This is a genomic window from Paenibacillus sp. 32352 (assembly GCF_002042965.1).
Lineage (GTDB): Bacteria > Bacillota > Bacilli > Paenibacillales > NBRC-103111 > Paenibacillus_S > Paenibacillus_S vulneris.
The window spans coordinates 120,799-136,883 of the sequence record NZ_MZNT01000006.1 but is presented as its reverse complement, the minus strand read 5'-3'; the positions used below and the strand labels follow the sequence as shown (position 1 = coordinate 136,883).

Below are 16,085 nucleotides of genomic sequence, written 5' to 3'. Positions count from 1 at the left end.
TGAAGCACCCTGAATGTAAAATAGGGCTAAACGGTTTTGAAGCCGATTTGGGCTGGGCTAGGCTTGTGAAAACGGAATCAAAGGCCATTATCTTCGACTTTCGCTTCCGCTCTCGGGGCAGGTTAAGCTTTAACCCACCCGTTTGAACTGGCTGTTATACAGGTCGTGATAGAAGCCTTTCTGATCCAACAGCTCCTGGTGGGTACCCCGTTCGATAATTTCCCCTCCGTTGATGACGAGAATTTGATCCGCCTCCCGAATGGTGCTCAGCCGATGCGCGATGACGAAGCTGGTCCGCCCTTTCATCAGCGAATTCATCGCTTCTTGAATATGCATCTCGGTACGGGTATCGACGCTGCTGGTCGCTTCATCGAGAATCAGAATCGCGGGATCGGCCAGAATGGCTCTCGCAATCGTAATCAGCTGCCGCTGGCCTTGACTCAGATTGCTGCCCTCAGCCGACAGGATGGTATCGTAGCTTTGCGGCAGCTTTCGTATGAAGGCATCGGCGTTAGCCAGCTTGGCTGCCGCTTCAATCTCCTCGTCGGTTGCGTCCAGCCTGCCGTAGCGGATGTTCTCCCGTATCGTGTCGGAGAACAGGTAGGCGTCCTGCAGCACGATGCCGAGCTGTTGGCGAAGCTGGTCTTTATCAAGATGGTGGATCGCTTCGCCGTCGATGGTGATCGTACCCTCCTGAATATCATAGAAGCGGGTCAAGAGATTAATAATGGTTGTTTTCCCCGCACCCGTCGGGCCTACCAAAGCTACGGTATCTCCTGGCTTGGCGGTCAGCGATACGTGCTTGAGGATAGGCACGTCTTCCTTGTAGCGGAAGGATACACGATCGAGAATGACCTCGCCCTTTACTTGGCGAAGCTCTCTATGGCCTGCCTGCTCCTCATACTCGGTCTTCGTATCCATAATTTCAAATACGCGTTCCGCACCGGCAACGCCGGATTGAATCATATTGAATTGATTGGCAAGCTCGTTAATCGGTCTGCCGAACTGCTTGGAATAGTTCAGGAAGCTGACGATGATCCCTATCGTCGTCATATCGTTCAACGCCATCCAGCCGCCGACTGCGGCTAATAGGGCGAAGCTCATATTATTCAGTACGTTCATAATAGGGCCGATCATACCGCTGAAGATTTGCGCTTTGGAGCCTGCGCTGCGAAGCTTCCCGTTGATCACGTTAAAATCCTGGATCGCCTTCTCTTCACGGCGGAAAGCCTTGACGACCTTCTGTCCGGAGATCGTCTCCTCGATGAAGCCGTTGATTTCCCCGAGATGCTTCTGCTGACCGGAGAAATAGTTGCGGGTATAGCCGGAGATTTTCCCGGTTATGATCATCACCAGCGGGATCGTAATCAGGCTGAGCAGCGTAAGCCAAACATTCAGCTTCAGCATAAAGATCAAGGCGCCGACCACGGTGATTACGCTGGAGATGAGCTGCGTCACACTCTGGTTTAACGTATTGGATACGTTCTCGATATCGTTTGTTGTCCGGCTCATCAGCTCGCCGTGCGTCTTGCTGTCGAAGAACTGTAGCGGCAGCTTCTGTATGCGGCCGAACATATCCTCGCGGAGCTCCCGCACCGTCCGCTGCGATACGCCTGTCATGACATAAGCCTGAATCCAGGACATGACGGCGCTGAATACGTACACGCCTAACAGAGCGGTGCATAGTCCTATCAGGCCGCTGTAATTGCGCGGAATAATATATTCGTCGATGGACACGCCGATTAAATAAGGACCTATCAGGGCCAAGCCGGAGCTTAGCGCGGTCAGAATAAATACGGAAATCAGTCCGGCGCGTTGACGGCTTAAGTACTGCCACAATCTTTTCAGAGTGGCTTTCGTGTTTTTGGGGCGCACCTTGGCCATCATGCCTCTAGCGCCAGGGCCGCCTCCCATAGGGCCTCCCATGCCCATAGGATGACCCATCGGTCTCGTTGCTCCGCCATTACGCTCCCGGTCGCTGCGGTTCAGCTCAGCCATGTGCGACGGCCCCCTTTCCGATTTGGGAGTTATAGATGTCCTGATATTCCGGACTGGTCCGGATTAATTCTTGATGAGTACCTTCTGCGACGATGCGTCCTTCCTCCAGCACCAGTATTTTATCCGCATCAAGGACAGAGGAGATCCTCTGAGCGATGAGGAAGCAGGTGCTCTCGCGCATCAGCTCTTTGATGGCCGCCTGGATGCGGGACTCGGTCCCCAGATCGACGGCACTCGTGCTGTCGTCCAGAATGAGGATGGAAGGCCGGACGAGCAGCGCGCGGGCGATGGAGATCCGCTGCTTTTGTCCCCCGGACAGATTGACGCCTCTCTGGCCAAGCTCGGTATCATAGCCTTCCGGCATGCTCATAATGAAATCATGAGCCTGGGCCGCCTTGGCTGCCGCTTCCACCTCTTCCTGTGAAGCATCCGGCTTGCCGAAGCGAATGTTGTCACGAATGGTTCCGGTAAACAGGATGGCCTGCTGAAGCACCATACCGACCTGATGGCGAAGCTGATCAAGCGACATTTGCCGCACATCGATACCGTCGATCAGCACGGTCCCTTTCGTAGTATCATACAGCCTGGGAATCAGGCTCACGAGCGTGGATTTACCGGAGCCTGTCGCACCCAGAATCGCGACCGTCTGACCCGGACTAGCTGTAAAATGAATGTCCTTCAGCACTAATTCCTTCTGCTCGGAGAGGGAGTCCTTGGGAACGGACGCATCGGTGCTATAAGCGAACGATACGTGCTCGAACGTAACCTCGCCCGCTCTAACCGCACGGTTTACGGTGTGACCGTCATCCGTAATTTCGGATTGCACCTCCATCACTTCATTAATGCGGTCGGCAGATGCTTTGGCGCGCGAGACGAACATCAGCATCATGCCTACCATCAAGAGGGAGAACAGCACTTGCGTCACATAGTTAACAAAAGCAATCAAATCACCGACAGGAAGGGACCCTTCCCAGGTCAGATTGCCTCCGTACCACAGGACCGCTACAATGCTGGCATTCAAGATCAAGGTCATGACCGGCATATTCAAGGCGACGATCCGCGTGGCCTTCATGGCAATCTCGGTGTAGTCGTTATTGGCCTTGCGGAACCGCTTGTTCTCGTAGTCGGAACGTACGAATGCCTTGACAACCCGGATGCCTGCCAGATTTTCCTGAAGAACGTTGTTCACCGAGTCCAGCTTGCTCTGCACAATGGAGAACAGAGGAAAGGCGAAGCGGATCAGCAGATACAATACCAGGAATAGAATCGGAATGACGACCGCCAAAATGATGGCCAGCCGGGAGCTGATCGTAACCGCCATAATCAGGCTGCCGATAGCAAGGAAAGGGGCTCTGACCAAAATGCGCAGCGTCATTTGCACCAGGTTTTGCATTTGAACCACATCATTCGTCAGGCGAGTGACGAGCGATCCGGCCTTAAACTGGTCCAGATTGCGAAAAGAAAACGATTGCACTTTTTGAAACAGGTCCTTGCGCACATCGGCCCCGAAATTCTGGGAGGCCAGGCTGGAGAAGACGGTACACCCCAGTCCGCCAATCAGACCGATAAGGGAAAAGCCGATCATCATGGCGCCAACCTTTTGAATGTGCAGCAAATCCCTTTGCAGCACCCCTTCGTTCACGATGCTGGCCATAAGCTTCGGCTGAAGCAAATCCATGTATACCTCAACGAGCATCAAGAGGGGAGCCAGCAAGGCGGATTTCCAGTAAGGCTTTAAATACCGAAACAATTTCCACACAAAGTTGCACCTCGCTATTATTTTGTCGACTAAACGTTTTTCTCTAATTTTTTCAGGTTATCCTGCAGATGCAGCAGAAAGCGGCGAAGCAGCAGCTTCTCTTCGGTCGTGAAGTCCTCGAATGAGCTGACCTCTAGGGACTGCATCGTATCCTTCACCGCTTGGATCGCTTGCCGTCCTTGCTCGGTCAAATACACCCTCGAGATCCGCTGGTCCCGTTCATCCGGCCTGCGCTTTACAAGTCCGGTCTTCTCCATGCGGGTCAGCATCACGGTCAGGGTTGCAGGCTGGATGCGCAGCTTCTTGGCCAGCTCCTTCTGGCTCTGTCCGTCCTCTTCCGATAGCCGGAATAGAAGGGGAGGCTGTCCCGGATAAACTTCAATTCCCTGCTCCTGCAGCAGCAAATGCAAGGTGTGGCGGTGAAGCCTCATCACATGGGACATCAAATGGGTGAGAGATTCGGACGGATGGGGATGCAAGTCAGTCGTATCCTCCTTGTTAAATTATTTAGGCGACTAATCTAAATTGTAAAACAGTGGAAGAAGCCAGTCAACTGAAAATATGCTTAAAGCGGGAGGAAGGGAACCGGGTGCTTTGGCAGATTTCCATGCGTAAGAAAACCATGCGTAAGAAACCATGCGGGAAAAGCCAAACTATAGAAAAGGCGGTCCAACCATGTAACTGTATCAATTACAGGTTAAAGAAAAATGAAACCTATGTTAAAATACATAATAGCAAAAGAGTCGAAGCTCGGTTGAGCTGCGATCAAGGAAGAGGGGAGTCGCATGACGATAAGCAGCCGTTTTGCTGTTGCCATCCACATATTATCGCTTCTTGAAGTCAACAAGGAAGGCCGGAACACCTCCGACTTTATAGCCAGCAGCGTCAACACGAATCCAGTAGTTATAAGGCGAATCATGAGCATGCTGAATAAAGCAGGACTCGTCATCACGAATCCTGGGGTGGCGGGAGCCGTTCTGGCGCGGCCGATGGAGCAAATTACCCTGCTGGAGGTGTACCGCGCCGTTCAAGCCGATCATAAGGAGGAGCTGTTCTCCGTACATGAGAACCCGAACCCGCAATGTGCGGTAGGCCGAAATATTCAAGGTGCATTGGAATCGACGTTCCTGCAGGCGCAAAAGGCGATGGAAGATGAATTAAGCAAAGTCACACTGAAGCATATCGTGTCTCAGATGATAGAAGAGTCTTAAAGCTGTGAGAGGGCGGCGTATGAAATTATTGCGTACGCAGTGCAGTGTACAAACAGAACGATCAGGAGGTCGTGGGATGAGGCTTCGTCCATACAGTCTGTTATGTTTTGCTGTTGCGGTTATTTGTGCTGTCATCAGCGTACTGTCATTGGAGAAAGAAGGGAGCGGATTCCTGACTCCTTTTCTGGTTCCGTCTGTCATAGTTGGGTTCATTGGCGCTTTGGCCAGGGTACCGCTTTTGCTGTATATTTCGTTCCTTCTGGCTGCACCTCTGCTATTGTTTGTAATCAGCATGGAGTTCTGGTTCATTGCAGCCGTACCGGCATGCCTTCTGTTAAGTGCCGTGATGCTCCATCTTCCGCGCAAGAAACCCGTTCCCTCGAGATGAAGAAACGGGTTCGATTGTTTCCGGAATCAGCTGCGCCTGCTGGGAAACCTTAGAGCCGTTTGACCATATGAAAATAAGTGTGCCCGTTAATCACCGTGTTTTTGTCCGCTTCATACCCCAGCTTTTTATATAAAGCACAGGCCTTTTCGTTATATTGCTCGACGTTCAGGGCAATTTTGTCGTAGCCGAGCTGCCGCCCGTGCTCTTCTGCCGCGCGGATCAGCTCGGTACCGATGCCTCGGCCTCCCCATTCGGGGAATACGGCCAGAGCATCGATGTAATATTCATCCTCATCGGCCTCCTTATCCAGTGACAGGTTCGGGTCGTTCTTTAACGAACGAAGCTGCTCCAGGATCGGTCGATCTATCGTTTCGGCATCTGAGCCGTGGTAGCACAAAATCATGCCGGCCACTACACCGTCTAGTTCTTTAACGAGAAGGTTAGGGTAGCTGAACCGGTTCCCCTCGGTCTGGAAAAATCGCGTTAACCGCTCCAGCACCTCTTGTTCTGTGTCGGCTCCCGTCAATTGAAAGCCAATATCCTTAATCGCTTGGTAGATTAAAGCTGCGGCTGCAGGAGCATCCGCCGGTTGAGCGAGTCTAATCATATTCATGCCTCCGGTAATAATGAAGTTGTTGTAGCAAGCTCCCATCGGAATAGAATGATGATTCCACCATTCAAAAGCTGCTTTTATTGTATACTATAAAAGAAAAAATCGGAAATGAAGGCGAAGCTTCACGTGGATTGCAAAGGAATGCCCATATTCGGGTATGCTCCGAATAACGAACAGGAAGGAGGGAATTGCTGTGAGGTTAAGCGTGTTGGACCAGTCTCCCATTGCGGAAGGCAGCAGTGCGTCAGAGGCATTGGCCCTGACGGCAAGGCTGGCTCAGGAGACCGAGCAGCTGGGATATTCCCGGTTTTGGGTAGCGGAGCACCATTTTACGATGAGCCTGGCCGGCTCGAGCCCTGAGGTGCTTATCAGCCATTTGGCAGCCCGGACCTCCAGCATACGTATTGGCTCGGGAGGCGTTATGCTGCCGCATTACAGCGCATTTAAAGTAGCGGAGAATTTCCGGTTATTGGAGGCGCTGTACCCCGGGAGAATCGATCTCGGGATAGGACGGGCGCCGGGAGGAATGCCGCTGTCCACCAGGGCGCTGCAGGAAGGCAAGACGTCCGCGCTGGATCTGTACCCGAAGCAAATCGAGGATTTGATCGATTATTTGCATGATTCGCTTCCGGATGATCACGCTTATGCGGGATTGCGTGCCACCCCGATCGTGGACACGGCTCCGGAGCTGTGGCTGCTCGGCTCTAGCGGTGAGAGCGCCCGGTTGGCCGCACAATTCGGTGCGGGGTTTGCGTTCGCACAGTTTATTAACGGCTTTGGCGGAGACGACGAGATGCGGGGATATCAGCGGAGGTTTCAACCGTCCGTGCTTGGAGACAAGCCGAAGTCGCTGCTCGCAGTTTTCGTCATTTGCGCGGAGACGGAGGAGGCGGCTAATGAGATAGCCTCCAGCCTGGATTTGAGGCTGCTGCTGTTTGAAAAAGGGCGCAGTTCTGTAACAGGCACGCCTTCCATCGAAAAAGCGAAGCGTTATCCGTATACGCCCTATGATCGAAACTGGATCGAAGATAACCGGAAACGGATGATCGTAGGGACACCGGAGCAGGTCAAGGCAAGGCTGTTACGCCTGGCAGAGCAGTACCGGACGGAGGAGCTTATGCTGGTGACGATCACATACGACTTTGAAGCCAAGCTGCGGTCCTACCGGCTGCTTGCGGATGCTTTCGACCTTTGAGTCCCGTTACTAACCAGGGAGGGTTCCATGAATTCACACAGCGAGAGAGAAGAGATGCTATGGTCAGTCAGCCGGGACACACTCAGCGAGCAGCTGAAGCGAACGATCGCCGAATGCAGGCGGCGTACCGATTTGCCTTTTTGGGGCGAGGTATTCTCGATCATTCAACAAATGAAAAAAATCCCTTCGGACTACATGCCGCTCTACGAGCTTCATCCGGTGGGAGGGGTGCTGTATGATGCAGATAAACGCCGGTTTGTCGTTAAAATTCCGGATATGGACATTACCTTGAAAGATGCGGAGCTGGCGGACGCTATCGTGAAGCAGGGGTTGTTTCATCCTAAATAAACCGGGAACATCGGAAGGCGGAGCGGATGCTCTGCCTTTACTTTCTCCGGTTGTATTCGTCTCTTGTGATCGATTTCTCCCGTCCCCTTGGAAACCGCAGTTCTGCGAGAAACGCCTTCCAAGCTGCTTAAGCAGTACCCAGTACGGCTCGGGCCCGACGGGCTCGATCAAGAGACAACCAAATCTTATGTTGGGAAGGGAGTACATGCTATGCAATTTCGACGTTTAGGAAATAGCGGGTTGAAGGTGTCCGTTCTGGGCCTGGGGACCAATGCGTTCGGCAAACGGGCCGATCAGCAGGCTTCCACGCAGATCATTCATCATGCATTGGACAACGGAATCAATTTCATTGATACCGCCAACATTTACGCCCAGTCCGAATCGGAACGAATCATTGGTCTGGCCCTGGAGGGCAGAAGGCAAGAGGTGGTTCTGGCGACCAAAGCCGGCCTGGTCCGCGGACCGGGGCCGAATGAAAGAGGCTCGTCAAGATATCATCTCCAGCGGGAGCTGGAGGACAGCTTGCGCCGGTTGAAGACGGACTATGTGGATTTGTATCAAATTCATACGTTTGATCCCGATACGCCCCTTGAAGAAACGCTTCGGGCGCTGGATGATATGGTGCGGTCCGGGAAGGTGCGGTATATCGGGGCTTCCAACTATGCGGCCTGGGAGCTCATGAAGGCTCTTGGCATCAGCGAGCGTCTGGGCCTGAACCGGTTTGTTTCTACACAAATCAGCTATTCCTTAGCCGACCGGACGCCGGAGCAGGAGCTGGTCCCGCTTTGTCTGGATCAAGGGGTAGGGATTATTCCTTATTTTCCGCTGGCCGGGGGCATTCTTACCGGCAAATACAATGCTCTGGACGCCGCTCCCGCAGGGTCACGCGCGCAAACGGACCCGAATTTCAGCCGGTTTCTTAGCGAGGACAGAATCGCGTTGGGCACGAAAGTAAGTCAGCTTGCAGCTGAAGCGGGCTGCTCCCCAAGTGCGATTTCGATTGCTTGGCTGATGCAGCAGCCTGCCGTATCCACCGTGATTGTAGGAGCGACGCGTGTAGAACAAGTAACGGAAAACTTGCGAAGCTTATCCGTCGACCTTACAGCGGAGCATCAGCAGGAATTGAGCTCTATCAGCGAGCCGTTTCGTTATGGGGCTCCGTTCGCTTTATACCGACTTCCATAGAACTTTTCGGCTAATGAAAAAAAGTCCGATGCCTTATGGCATCGGCTTTTTCCCATAATTCGGCTTCGAAACCAAGGAGCTGCTTTGCGGCGCCAGCCCAGTCTTGTTCTTACCCGGAACGGTAGATGCCCAAAATCCGGATTGACAAGAACAGCAGACCATGATATCTTTTAAACAAATAAATTGTACACAATTTAATTTTGCAAAATGTATAGTGGAGGTGCGGATGAACAAGGATGACTGGCTGAAGCTGGAGAACCAGCTGTGCTTTGCCGTATATGCCTGCTCCAAAGAAATTACGCGGCTGTACAGGCCGCTGTTGGATGAGCTGGGTCTAACGTACACGCAGTATGTTACGCTGCTGGCCCTGTGGGAAGAGGACGGGGTCACGGTGAAGGAGCTCGGCAGCCGGCTGTATTTGGATTCCGGCACCCTGACGCCGCTATTGAAGCGTCTGGAGCAGATGGAGCTAATAAAGCGCGTGCGGGACAGCAAGGACGAACGTCAGGTCATAATCCGCCTGACAGAGCAGGGAACCAGGCTGAAGGAACAGGCTTATGACATCCCTGGCCGCTTATTTTGCCGGATGGGGATAGAGCAGGAAGAAGCAGCGGAGTGGCGTGAAAGATTAACGGCGCTCCTGCATACAATCCATCACATGCAAACGGAGGAATGAACCATGTCTATTTATGATATTTCGGCAGTAACGCTTCAAGGGAAAGAAGTATCTCTTGAGCAGTACAAGGGGAAAGTACTGGTCATTGTCAATACGGCAAGCAAATGCGGGTTTACGCCGCAGTACACCGATCTGCAAAAGCTGTACGAGCGCTATAATTCGCAAGGACTGGAAATTCTAGGCTTTCCGTGCAACCAGTTCAACGAACAAGAGCCGGGGAGCAACGAGGAAGTTCAGTCGTTTTGCCAAGTGAACTATGGCGTCCAATTCCCGATGTTTGAAAAAACAGATGTGCGCGGCAGGGACGCTCACCCATTGTTCCGCTATTTGACGGAGCAGGCTCCTTTCGAGGGCTTCGATCTGAGCAATGCCAGCGGACGGCTGCTCCACGCTTTTCTGCAGGAGAAGCAGCCTGAGCTGCTGGTCGGGGACGAAGTGAAATGGAACTTTACGAAATTCCTTGTGGACCGCGACGGCCATATCGTAGAACGGTTTGAGCCGGCAGTGGAGCCGATGGACATGGAGCCCGCAATCGAATCGCTGCTGTAATGAATCCTTTATCCAAATCAGGAAAAGACTGCATGGACGATTAGGCTAAACGTCCTGCAGTTTTTTCATATCATGACCATAGTTCAACCTCAACAGGACTTTCAACGGATTCGCCCTGCTTGTGGGGGGATTAGCGCATAGGACCCAGCTTCGTGATTTCCGTTTGGAAGGAGATATGGACATCAGCGCGGGACAATGCCTCTTCCCACTGGTCCTGCACCTCTTTCCACTGGGCATTATGATAGGCTCGGGCATACAATCCGAGTCCGATGGGGTCAATCCGGGCCTTCTGGAATTTCCCGATCAAATCGGCGCACCTCTTTTGTAAATCTTCGTTCACAATGGACTCGAGTTTGGGGGAAGGAACCGATGCAGCAAACCTGGGTAGCTGCTTCTCGAGCAGGCTGAAGCTGATTCTTCCGAGAATATGAAACTCGAACCGGTCCTTATTGTATGCGCTGCGGATACGCAGCTTCAGCTGCTCGGGCAGAATGCCCAGCTTCTTTTTAAGGATACTTCCATCAGGCTGCTTTAGTGGAACATGTATCGTCAGAGAGAGATCTTCACCGGTCTTGCGCTGCAGAATTTGCAGCAGGGCATTTTCCTCTTTGGATAGCGATGCGACATATTTTCCCTGCTTATTCAGCAGGGCGGTACCCTGAACCTCGATGCTTTTCTCTTTTTTAATTTCCGATATAACAGGCGTGGTTCCTTTCTCGAACATTTGACGGTGCAGCTCTTGCAGGGTTGTTTTCACCGTAATGTTTCTTTCGTAAGCCGTATCTATAAGCTTGGACAAAAATACCGGCAGTCTCGGCTTGTCTTTGGGCTGAAATTGAAAAATCTCTATGAGGGGGCCATCCACCGCGACGACTCTCGCGTTTACCGTGAATTTGGCATCCCGGAACGCCACATCCAGCAAGGGGAACCAGTCCTCATGCTGCAGCAGCCGTTTGCCGAGGAGGAGCACCTGTACTTTCCCGCGTACCGTCAGAGCATTTGTCAGGCTGTCCAATTTCCTCTCGGATTGAACGACCGTCGATGTGAAGGCCTGGGCTTCTTCCTCTCTTTTTCTGGCTTGCTTATTGAATACGGGGCTCGATAAATAATAGACGAGGCGGTCATCCCCCTCCAAATCAATCCCCATCAAAAGTCCTATCGCCATATTCTCGAGATCCAGACGATCGTTACATCCCGGAAGCAACAGCAGCATGACAATACACAAGCAGAGAAGCCGCTTCAAGGAGTTCTCCTCCTTCGGATGAGCCTGTGCCCCGCCATATACAGCCATAAGATGACGGGGAGAACGAAGGCTATCACAACGCCCACCATACCGATAATACGCTGTAACTGGTCGTTTTTATCGAATGAGAGCTTGTAGAAGAATGTTATGGCAATAGATAGAAGCAGAAAGATGACCAGATGACGGTGATGATTCTGCTTGCCCAGCAGCTGGCTGGTACAGAAGATAGACCAGTACACGTTAGGCATCCAGGTGGTGGAAATGATCACCAAGTAAAAGGCGAGAAACACGATCTCCGGACGTTCCAGGAAGCTTAGCTGAATGGCTTTTAATATATTGAGTGTAGGCTCGTTAAATTGCAGGATGCCTTCAGGACTGAAATAGACAAAGCAGGCAAGGGTCACAAAAAGAAACACCAGCATGGACAATGTGTTGGCGATCACGATTCCCGGAACGGCGGTCTCCTTGTTCTTCAAAAAAGGATACAGAAACAAGGCGGTTTCAAATCCGAGAAAGGAGTTGACCGTCAGGGAAGTCGTCTGCACAATGGGACTCCATCCGTCCTTGACCAGCGGGAGAAGGTAGTTCCAATGGGCATCCTTCAAAGGGAGCAGATAAAACAACGGCATCCACAAGGAGAGGAAGAACACCAGCTCCGAGTATCGGCCCTGCACGCGTAAGCCGTTTCTAACCACCATGTAAGTAGGGATGCAGAAGAGAAGCATCAGGACATAGTCCGCCGTTTGAGGCAGAATCCATGAAGTGATGAACAGGCTGGCACGGCTCATAACGGTATAAGCCAAAATTCCAAAATAAATTGCAAAAGCCAGGGTGAATAGCCTGCCGATCCATACACCGAAATATCGCGGCAGCAAATCGATGATCGTATCCCCGGGATGCTTCTTCATCACCTGGATCAGGACAAGGCTGGCCGCTACGGATAAAGCCCATCCGATAAGGATGGACATCCATCCGGCAGTCCCGGCAGACGCGGCAATTTGGCGAGGCAGCTGAAGGATGCCTATACCGACCTGTGAGCTGTGAATGAAAAGGGTGTACTGCATAAACGTGATATCGTTATAGGCATATTTGTTCACTCCCTAGCTGCCTCCTTCCACTATATGTCCTTGGCCTCAAATGATGGGGCCGCTGCTTTTGATTTTGACCTTGACCGATACATTTACTTCAGCCTTGGACCAGGCTTCACCCCACTGCTGCCCGACCTTGGACCAAGCTTTATACTGATAAGCTCTGGCCAAGTCGCCGTAGCCTACAGGGTCGGCTTTATGCTTTTGCATCTTTTTAATGAGAGTTTGCAGCTGCTTTTGCAGCTCCTTCTCCATCATTTGCTCCAGCTTGCGGCTTTCGGTTCTCATGTTATAGGGAAAGAGCCGTTCTGTCAGTGTAACTGTCATATTGACCTGCGTATCGAAACGAAAGCGTCCCTGTTCGTAAGCCGTTTTCGTTTTATTAGAGAGTCGCTGTATGAGAAAGCTCAGCCTGTTTTGTTCAATGGGCCCCTTTTTTTCACCGGCAGGAAAGGAAAGAGTAACGTTCTGCTCCCCGTGCCGATGCTGTTGAAGAATGCGCAGGAGCGTGGTTTGCTGCAGGTTAAGCGAGTCGGCGTACTTTCCATCCTCTTGCAGCAAGGTCGTCCCTGTAAGCTCAACCTCCTTATCCTTCTTGATTTCCGAAATAAAGGGGGTCATCCCCCTATCGGTCATTTGCCGGTGCAAATCCAGCAAGTTTGTTTTTACCGTAATGTTGCTCCGGTGGTTTTGCTCGATAAGGCTTGTAATAAACATGGGAAGCAGCGGCTTATCTTTCGGAGTGAAGTGGATGATGTCCGAGACGGATCCGTCGACAGCAACTACCTTGGGCGACAGGCTGTTCTTGGTATCACGGTAAAACGTATCGAAAAGCGGGAACCAGTCCCCTCTTTTCAGAAGCCGATGGCTGAGCAAAATAATTTGGACCTTCCCTTCCACCGTCAGAGCCGTAACCATGGCATCGAACACTTCCCTGGCTTCATGAAACGTGGCAGCCTTGACTCCATACTCCTCTTCCTTGTCCTTCGCTTCTTTATTAAAGACAGGGCTCGATTCATAGAACACCAGGTTGTTATTGCCGTCTACATCGATCCCTAGCATAAGGATGACGGTAAGATCCTCCAGATTGTGCCGGTCTCTGCAGCCGGTAAGAAGGGCAGCGAGCAGGGCGATGATTACCGCCAATTGGATGGGTTTCCTCATGTGCGTCTCCTTCCTTGGGACAGCTCTTTTCCCCTTAGGTACAGCCATAAGCCTACCGGCATGACAAAGGCGTACAGAAAGCCCGTTTTGGTCAGCCAGCTGTACCAATCCTCCATTTGATCCGTTGAAGGATCTAGGAAATAAGCAGACAGGATGGTAAGGACCAGCAGGACGAGCACGTGGCTTTGATGATCTTGTTTGCCTAGAAGCCAGCTTGTGCAAAAGACGGTATTATACATCAGAGTGATCCATGTCGCGGAAATGACGGTCAAAAATCCGGATAAAAATACTATTTCCAGCCGCTCAACAAATTTGAATTCGACCACCTTCAGCAAATCGAGGGTTGGCTGTTGATACTGCGTGATTTCATCCGGACTGAAGAAAACAAAGCACGATAGCACGTTAATCAGAAAAATGAGCAACGTCAAGGTGTTGGCTATGATGATCCCTGTGGCGGCAGCTTGTTTTTTTTGCAGAAACGGATACGCGATCAGGGCGGAATCGAAGCCAAGGAACGAAAATACCGTAACCAGAGTCCCCTGAAGCAAAGGGCCCCATCCTTCTCCAAGGATCGGAAGCAGATGCAGCGGATGCCCGTTCTTTAACGGGACCAGCATGAAGAAGATCATCCCTATCGTCAGAAAAAAAATCAGCTCTGTATACCGGCCTATAACCCGAAGACCGTTGCGGGTGATCAGATACGTCGGTATCGAGAACAAAATGATTAAAATGTACAGCGGCGTATGGGGGAGAATCCACTGCTGAATCATCAAACCCGTTGCGAAGATGCTGGTCAGGCTGGAAAAGGCGTAAAACATCGTCATCAACAATACCGCTATTTTGCCGATAGGTTTGCCGAAATAATGAACCAGCAAATCGGGAAAGGCTCCATCCGGATATCTTTTCATGATAGAGACGATGAATAGACTGGCGGCTACGGACCCTGCCCAGCCCATCAGGAGCGATATCCATCCGCTGACGCCGGCCTTTTCGGCCAACAAGCGGGGGAGAGCTAGCTGGCCGCTCCCCAGCTGAGTACCATGAATGAAAAAGATATACTGCATCAGCGTGATTTCGTTATACTGGTATTTCTTCATTTGCCGTCACCTCTAGGGTGATTGGGGCCCAGCCGTTTATCCTGCACAGGCCGCGCGCTCACCGGACGTTTGGTCATTTTCCATAGCGGTACCCGGATAAACGTATCCTTCCAATCTGCGAAACGCATCGGGGCGAGCGGGCTTCCATAGGGAGTACCGAGCGATTCAAGAGAAATGAGATGGGCGATGAGAGTCATTAACCCGATAACGATTCCGACAATGCCGAACATGGAAGCAATGATCATCATGGGGAATCGGATCAAACGAATGGCGGAAGCCATATCGTAATTCGGGATAATGAATGAAGCGATCGCCGTCGCCGCCACAACAATAACCATTACGTTGCTTACGATGCCGGCCTGTACGGCGGCCTGGCCTATGACGATACCCCCGACGATGCCTACGGTTTGCCCGATCGGCGAAGGCAGCCGAATCCCGGCCTCCCGCAGCATCTCCAGCGTAATTTCCATCAGCAACGCCTCCACGATAGGGGGAAAAGGAACACGCTCCCGGGATTCCCCGATCGATAAGATCAGCTTTATCGGTATGACCTCGTAATTAAATGAAATGGCCGCGATGTAGAGAGCGGGCAGAAAGGCTGCGACGAGGAAGCCGACGAAACGCAGCAGCCGGATAAACGTGGCAAGGAGCCAGCGCGTACTGTAATCGTCCAAGCTTTGAAAGAAGGACGTAAAGGTCGTAGGGCCGATCAGCACGCTTGGAGAGCGATCGACGACAACGGCGAACCTGCCCTGCAATATTTGGGAAGCCGCGGCGTCCGGACGCTCCGTCGATAAGAACTGGGGGAAAGGAGAGTACGGGTTGTCTTCTATGAACCCTTCCAGCTCCCCGGTGTTCAATATCGCATCTACATCCAGCCTCCGGATGCGGTCTTCCAGCTCCTTCAGAACCTCCGGATGGGCGACATCGGCCAAATAGAGAATGGATACGGTTGTTCTTCCTCTTCGTCCAACCGTAATTTCCCTTATTTTGAGCTCACGGTTCGGAATATACCGGCGAATCATGGCGATATTCTGGGTTCCCGTTTCTACAAAGCCCTGGTGGGCCCCCTTCAGGGAAGCCTCTATCTGAGGGTCTTCGATGGACCGCTGCGGCCAGCCTTGGGTGTCGAAGGTTTGAACCTCCGTCAGCCCTTCCGTAAACAAAATACTGTAGCCTTGGAAAAGAGCTTGTTCAATGTCCTCCCAACGCGTCAGCTTCATAATGTATCCAATAGTGACGGTTGGGGCTGAACCGGAGCTTCCGCCGGATGTTCCCGTCTGAAGCGAACGGATCACATTATTGTTAATGGAGTTTTTATCGCTAAGCCCATTCATGTATACGAGCGCAGCTTCGTCACCCGTCGATTGGATGACAAGATGACGGATGACAAGATCGGGAGCCAGACTGAAAAGAGCGCTTAGCTCCGCTATATTTGCCGCCAGAGAGGGGCTTATGGTGCCAGTCAGCTTCTCGTACGTTGGATGGGCCGACGGATTCTGAGGACTTTTCCATTTCAACCAGTGAAGAAAGCTCATGATGACTCCATTCCGATCCTTCATTTATTGTTT

The 16,085-nt window shown here is 51.9% G+C and carries 16 protein-coding genes; 7 read left to right on the top strand and 9 right to left on the bottom strand.

Translation table 11 applies throughout. From position 1 onward, the window contains the following. Positions 1–129: 129 nt before the first annotated feature. The 3 genes from B1728_RS15760 to B1728_RS15750 are packed head-to-tail and all read right to left on the bottom strand — an operon-like array spanning position 130 to position 4,236. Positions 130–1,998, bottom strand: a complete 1,869-nt coding sequence (locus B1728_RS15760) for an ABC transporter ATP-binding protein (protein WP_079911193.1) — start codon at positions 1,996–1,998, stop codon at positions 130–132. Next, on the bottom strand, positions 1,991–3,757 hold the full coding sequence (locus B1728_RS15755) for an ABC transporter ATP-binding protein (protein ID WP_256865373.1): 1,767 nt from the start codon (positions 3,755–3,757) through the stop codon (positions 1,991–1,993). The genes B1728_RS15760 and B1728_RS15755 overlap by 8 nt, the downstream gene beginning before the upstream one ends. Positions 3,758–3,786: 29 nt before the next feature. Beyond that, on the bottom strand, positions 3,787–4,236 hold the full coding sequence (locus tag B1728_RS15750; RefSeq protein WP_144027887.1) for a MarR family transcriptional regulator: 450 nt from the start codon (positions 4,234–4,236) through the stop codon (positions 3,787–3,789). Between the two features lie 306 nt (positions 4,237–4,542). Between B1728_RS15750 and B1728_RS15745 the strand changes: the two genes are divergently transcribed. Together B1728_RS15745 and B1728_RS15740 are read left to right on the top strand one after the other, a co-directional pair. Continuing rightward, on the top strand, positions 4,543–4,968 hold the full coding sequence (locus B1728_RS15745; RefSeq protein ID WP_079911192.1) for an Rrf2 family transcriptional regulator: 426 nt from the start codon (positions 4,543–4,545) through the stop codon (positions 4,966–4,968). A gap of 76 nt (positions 4,969–5,044) precedes the next feature. Further along, positions 5,045–5,356 carry a hypothetical protein gene (locus B1728_RS15740; RefSeq protein ID WP_079911191.1) on the top strand — a complete coding sequence of 104 codons (312 nt, stop codon included), beginning with the start codon at positions 5,045–5,047 and terminating at the stop codon, positions 5,354–5,356. Positions 5,357–5,405: 49 nt separating this feature from the next. On the opposite strand, the gene B1728_RS15735 is transcribed toward B1728_RS15740, so the two are convergent. Then, positions 5,406–5,963: a GNAT family N-acetyltransferase gene (locus B1728_RS15735; RefSeq protein WP_079911190.1), complete on the bottom strand. Its 558-nt coding sequence runs from the start codon at positions 5,961–5,963 to the stop codon at positions 5,406–5,408. 163 nt (positions 5,964–6,126) lie between these two features. Between B1728_RS15735 and B1728_RS15730 the strand changes: the two genes are divergently transcribed. The 5 genes from B1728_RS15730 to B1728_RS15710 all read left to right on the top strand — a co-directional run bounded on the left by B1728_RS15730 (position 6,127) and on the right by B1728_RS15710 (position 9,922). Further along, positions 6,127–7,164: an LLM class flavin-dependent oxidoreductase gene (locus B1728_RS15730; protein ID WP_079911189.1), complete on the top strand. Its 1,038-nt coding sequence runs from the start codon at positions 6,127–6,129 to the stop codon at positions 7,162–7,164. 27 nt (positions 7,165–7,191) lie between these two features. Further along, on the top strand, positions 7,192–7,512 hold the full coding sequence (locus tag B1728_RS15725) for a hypothetical protein (RefSeq protein ID WP_079911188.1): 321 nt from the start codon (positions 7,192–7,194) through the stop codon (positions 7,510–7,512). Positions 7,513–7,722: 210 nt separating this feature from the next. Beyond that, positions 7,723–8,697 (top strand): aldo/keto reductase, encoded by a 975-nt coding sequence (locus tag B1728_RS15720; RefSeq protein WP_079911187.1) that lies wholly within the window; start codon positions 7,723–7,725, stop codon positions 8,695–8,697. Positions 8,698–8,923: 226 nt separating this feature from the next. Then, positions 8,924–9,373 carry a MarR family winged helix-turn-helix transcriptional regulator gene (locus B1728_RS15715; RefSeq protein WP_079911186.1) on the top strand — a complete coding sequence of 150 codons (450 nt, stop codon included), beginning with the start codon at positions 8,924–8,926 and terminating at the stop codon, positions 9,371–9,373. 3 nt (positions 9,374–9,376) lie between these two features. Continuing rightward, positions 9,377–9,922 (top strand): glutathione peroxidase, encoded by a 546-nt coding sequence (locus B1728_RS15710; protein WP_079911185.1) that lies wholly within the window; start codon positions 9,377–9,379, stop codon positions 9,920–9,922. 130 nt (positions 9,923–10,052) lie between these two features. Here B1728_RS15710 and B1728_RS15705 read toward each other — a convergent pair whose 3' ends face one another. The 5 genes from B1728_RS15705 to B1728_RS15685 are packed head-to-tail and all read right to left on the bottom strand — an operon-like array spanning position 10,053 to position 16,052. Beyond that, on the bottom strand, positions 10,053–11,165 hold the full coding sequence (locus B1728_RS15705; protein ID WP_179136037.1) for a Ger(x)C family spore germination protein: 1,113 nt from the start codon (positions 11,163–11,165) through the stop codon (positions 10,053–10,055). Further along, a complete protein-coding gene (locus B1728_RS15700; protein ID WP_079911183.1) occupies positions 11,162–12,262 on the bottom strand; it encodes a GerAB/ArcD/ProY family transporter in 1,101 nt (366 codons plus the stop codon). Before B1728_RS15700 ends, B1728_RS15705 begins: the two co-directional genes overlap by 4 nt. A gap of 36 nt (positions 12,263–12,298) precedes the next feature. Next, positions 12,299–13,417, bottom strand: a complete 1,119-nt coding sequence (locus B1728_RS15695; RefSeq protein WP_079911182.1) for a Ger(x)C family spore germination protein — start codon at positions 13,415–13,417, stop codon at positions 12,299–12,301. Then, complete coding sequence (locus B1728_RS15690) at positions 13,414–14,514, bottom strand: GerAB/ArcD/ProY family transporter (protein ID WP_079911181.1); 1,101 nt, start codon at positions 14,512–14,514, stop codon at positions 13,414–13,416. Before B1728_RS15690 ends, B1728_RS15695 begins: the two co-directional genes overlap by 4 nt. After that, positions 14,511–16,052 carry a spore germination protein gene (locus tag B1728_RS15685; protein WP_079911180.1) on the bottom strand — a complete coding sequence of 514 codons (1,542 nt, stop codon included), beginning with the start codon at positions 16,050–16,052 and terminating at the stop codon, positions 14,511–14,513. The genes B1728_RS15690 and B1728_RS15685 overlap by 4 nt, the downstream gene beginning before the upstream one ends. Positions 16,053–16,085 lie beyond the last annotated feature (33 nt).

Bases quoted from the DNA above. Each gene is read 5' to 3' on its own strand.
- B1728_RS15725 (WP_079911188.1), top strand. From the start codon at position 7,192: ATGAATTCACACAGCGAGAGAGAAGAGATGCTATGGTCAGTCAGCCGG.
- B1728_RS15730 (WP_079911189.1), top strand. From the start codon at position 6,127: ATGCTCCGAATAACGAACAGGAAGGAGGGAATTGCTGTGAGGTTAAGC.
- B1728_RS15720 (WP_079911187.1), top strand. From the start codon at position 7,723: ATGCAATTTCGACGTTTAGGAAATAGCGGGTTGAAGGTGTCCGTTCTG.
- B1728_RS15735 (WP_079911190.1), bottom strand. From the start codon at position 5,963: ATGATTAGACTCGCTCAACCGGCGGATGCTCCTGCAGCCGCAGCTTTA.
- B1728_RS15715 (WP_079911186.1), top strand. From the start codon at position 8,924: ATGAACAAGGATGACTGGCTGAAGCTGGAGAACCAGCTGTGCTTTGCC.
- B1728_RS15690 (WP_079911181.1), bottom strand. From the start codon at position 14,514: ATGAAGAAATACCAGTATAACGAAATCACGCTGATGCAGTATATCTTT.
- B1728_RS15760 (WP_079911193.1), bottom strand. From the start codon at position 1,998: ATGGCTGAGCTGAACCGCAGCGACCGGGAGCGTAATGGCGGAGCAACG.
- B1728_RS15695 (WP_079911182.1), bottom strand. From the start codon at position 13,417: ATGAGGAAACCCATCCAATTGGCGGTAATCATCGCCCTGCTCGCTGCC.
- B1728_RS15685 (WP_079911180.1), bottom strand. From the start codon at position 16,052: ATGAGCTTTCTTCACTGGTTGAAATGGAAAAGTCCTCAGAATCCGTCG.
- B1728_RS15745 (WP_079911192.1), top strand. From the start codon at position 4,543: ATGACGATAAGCAGCCGTTTTGCTGTTGCCATCCACATATTATCGCTT.
- B1728_RS15710 (WP_079911185.1), top strand. From the start codon at position 9,377: ATGTCTATTTATGATATTTCGGCAGTAACGCTTCAAGGGAAAGAAGTA.
- B1728_RS15740 (WP_079911191.1), top strand. From the start codon at position 5,045: ATGAGGCTTCGTCCATACAGTCTGTTATGTTTTGCTGTTGCGGTTATT.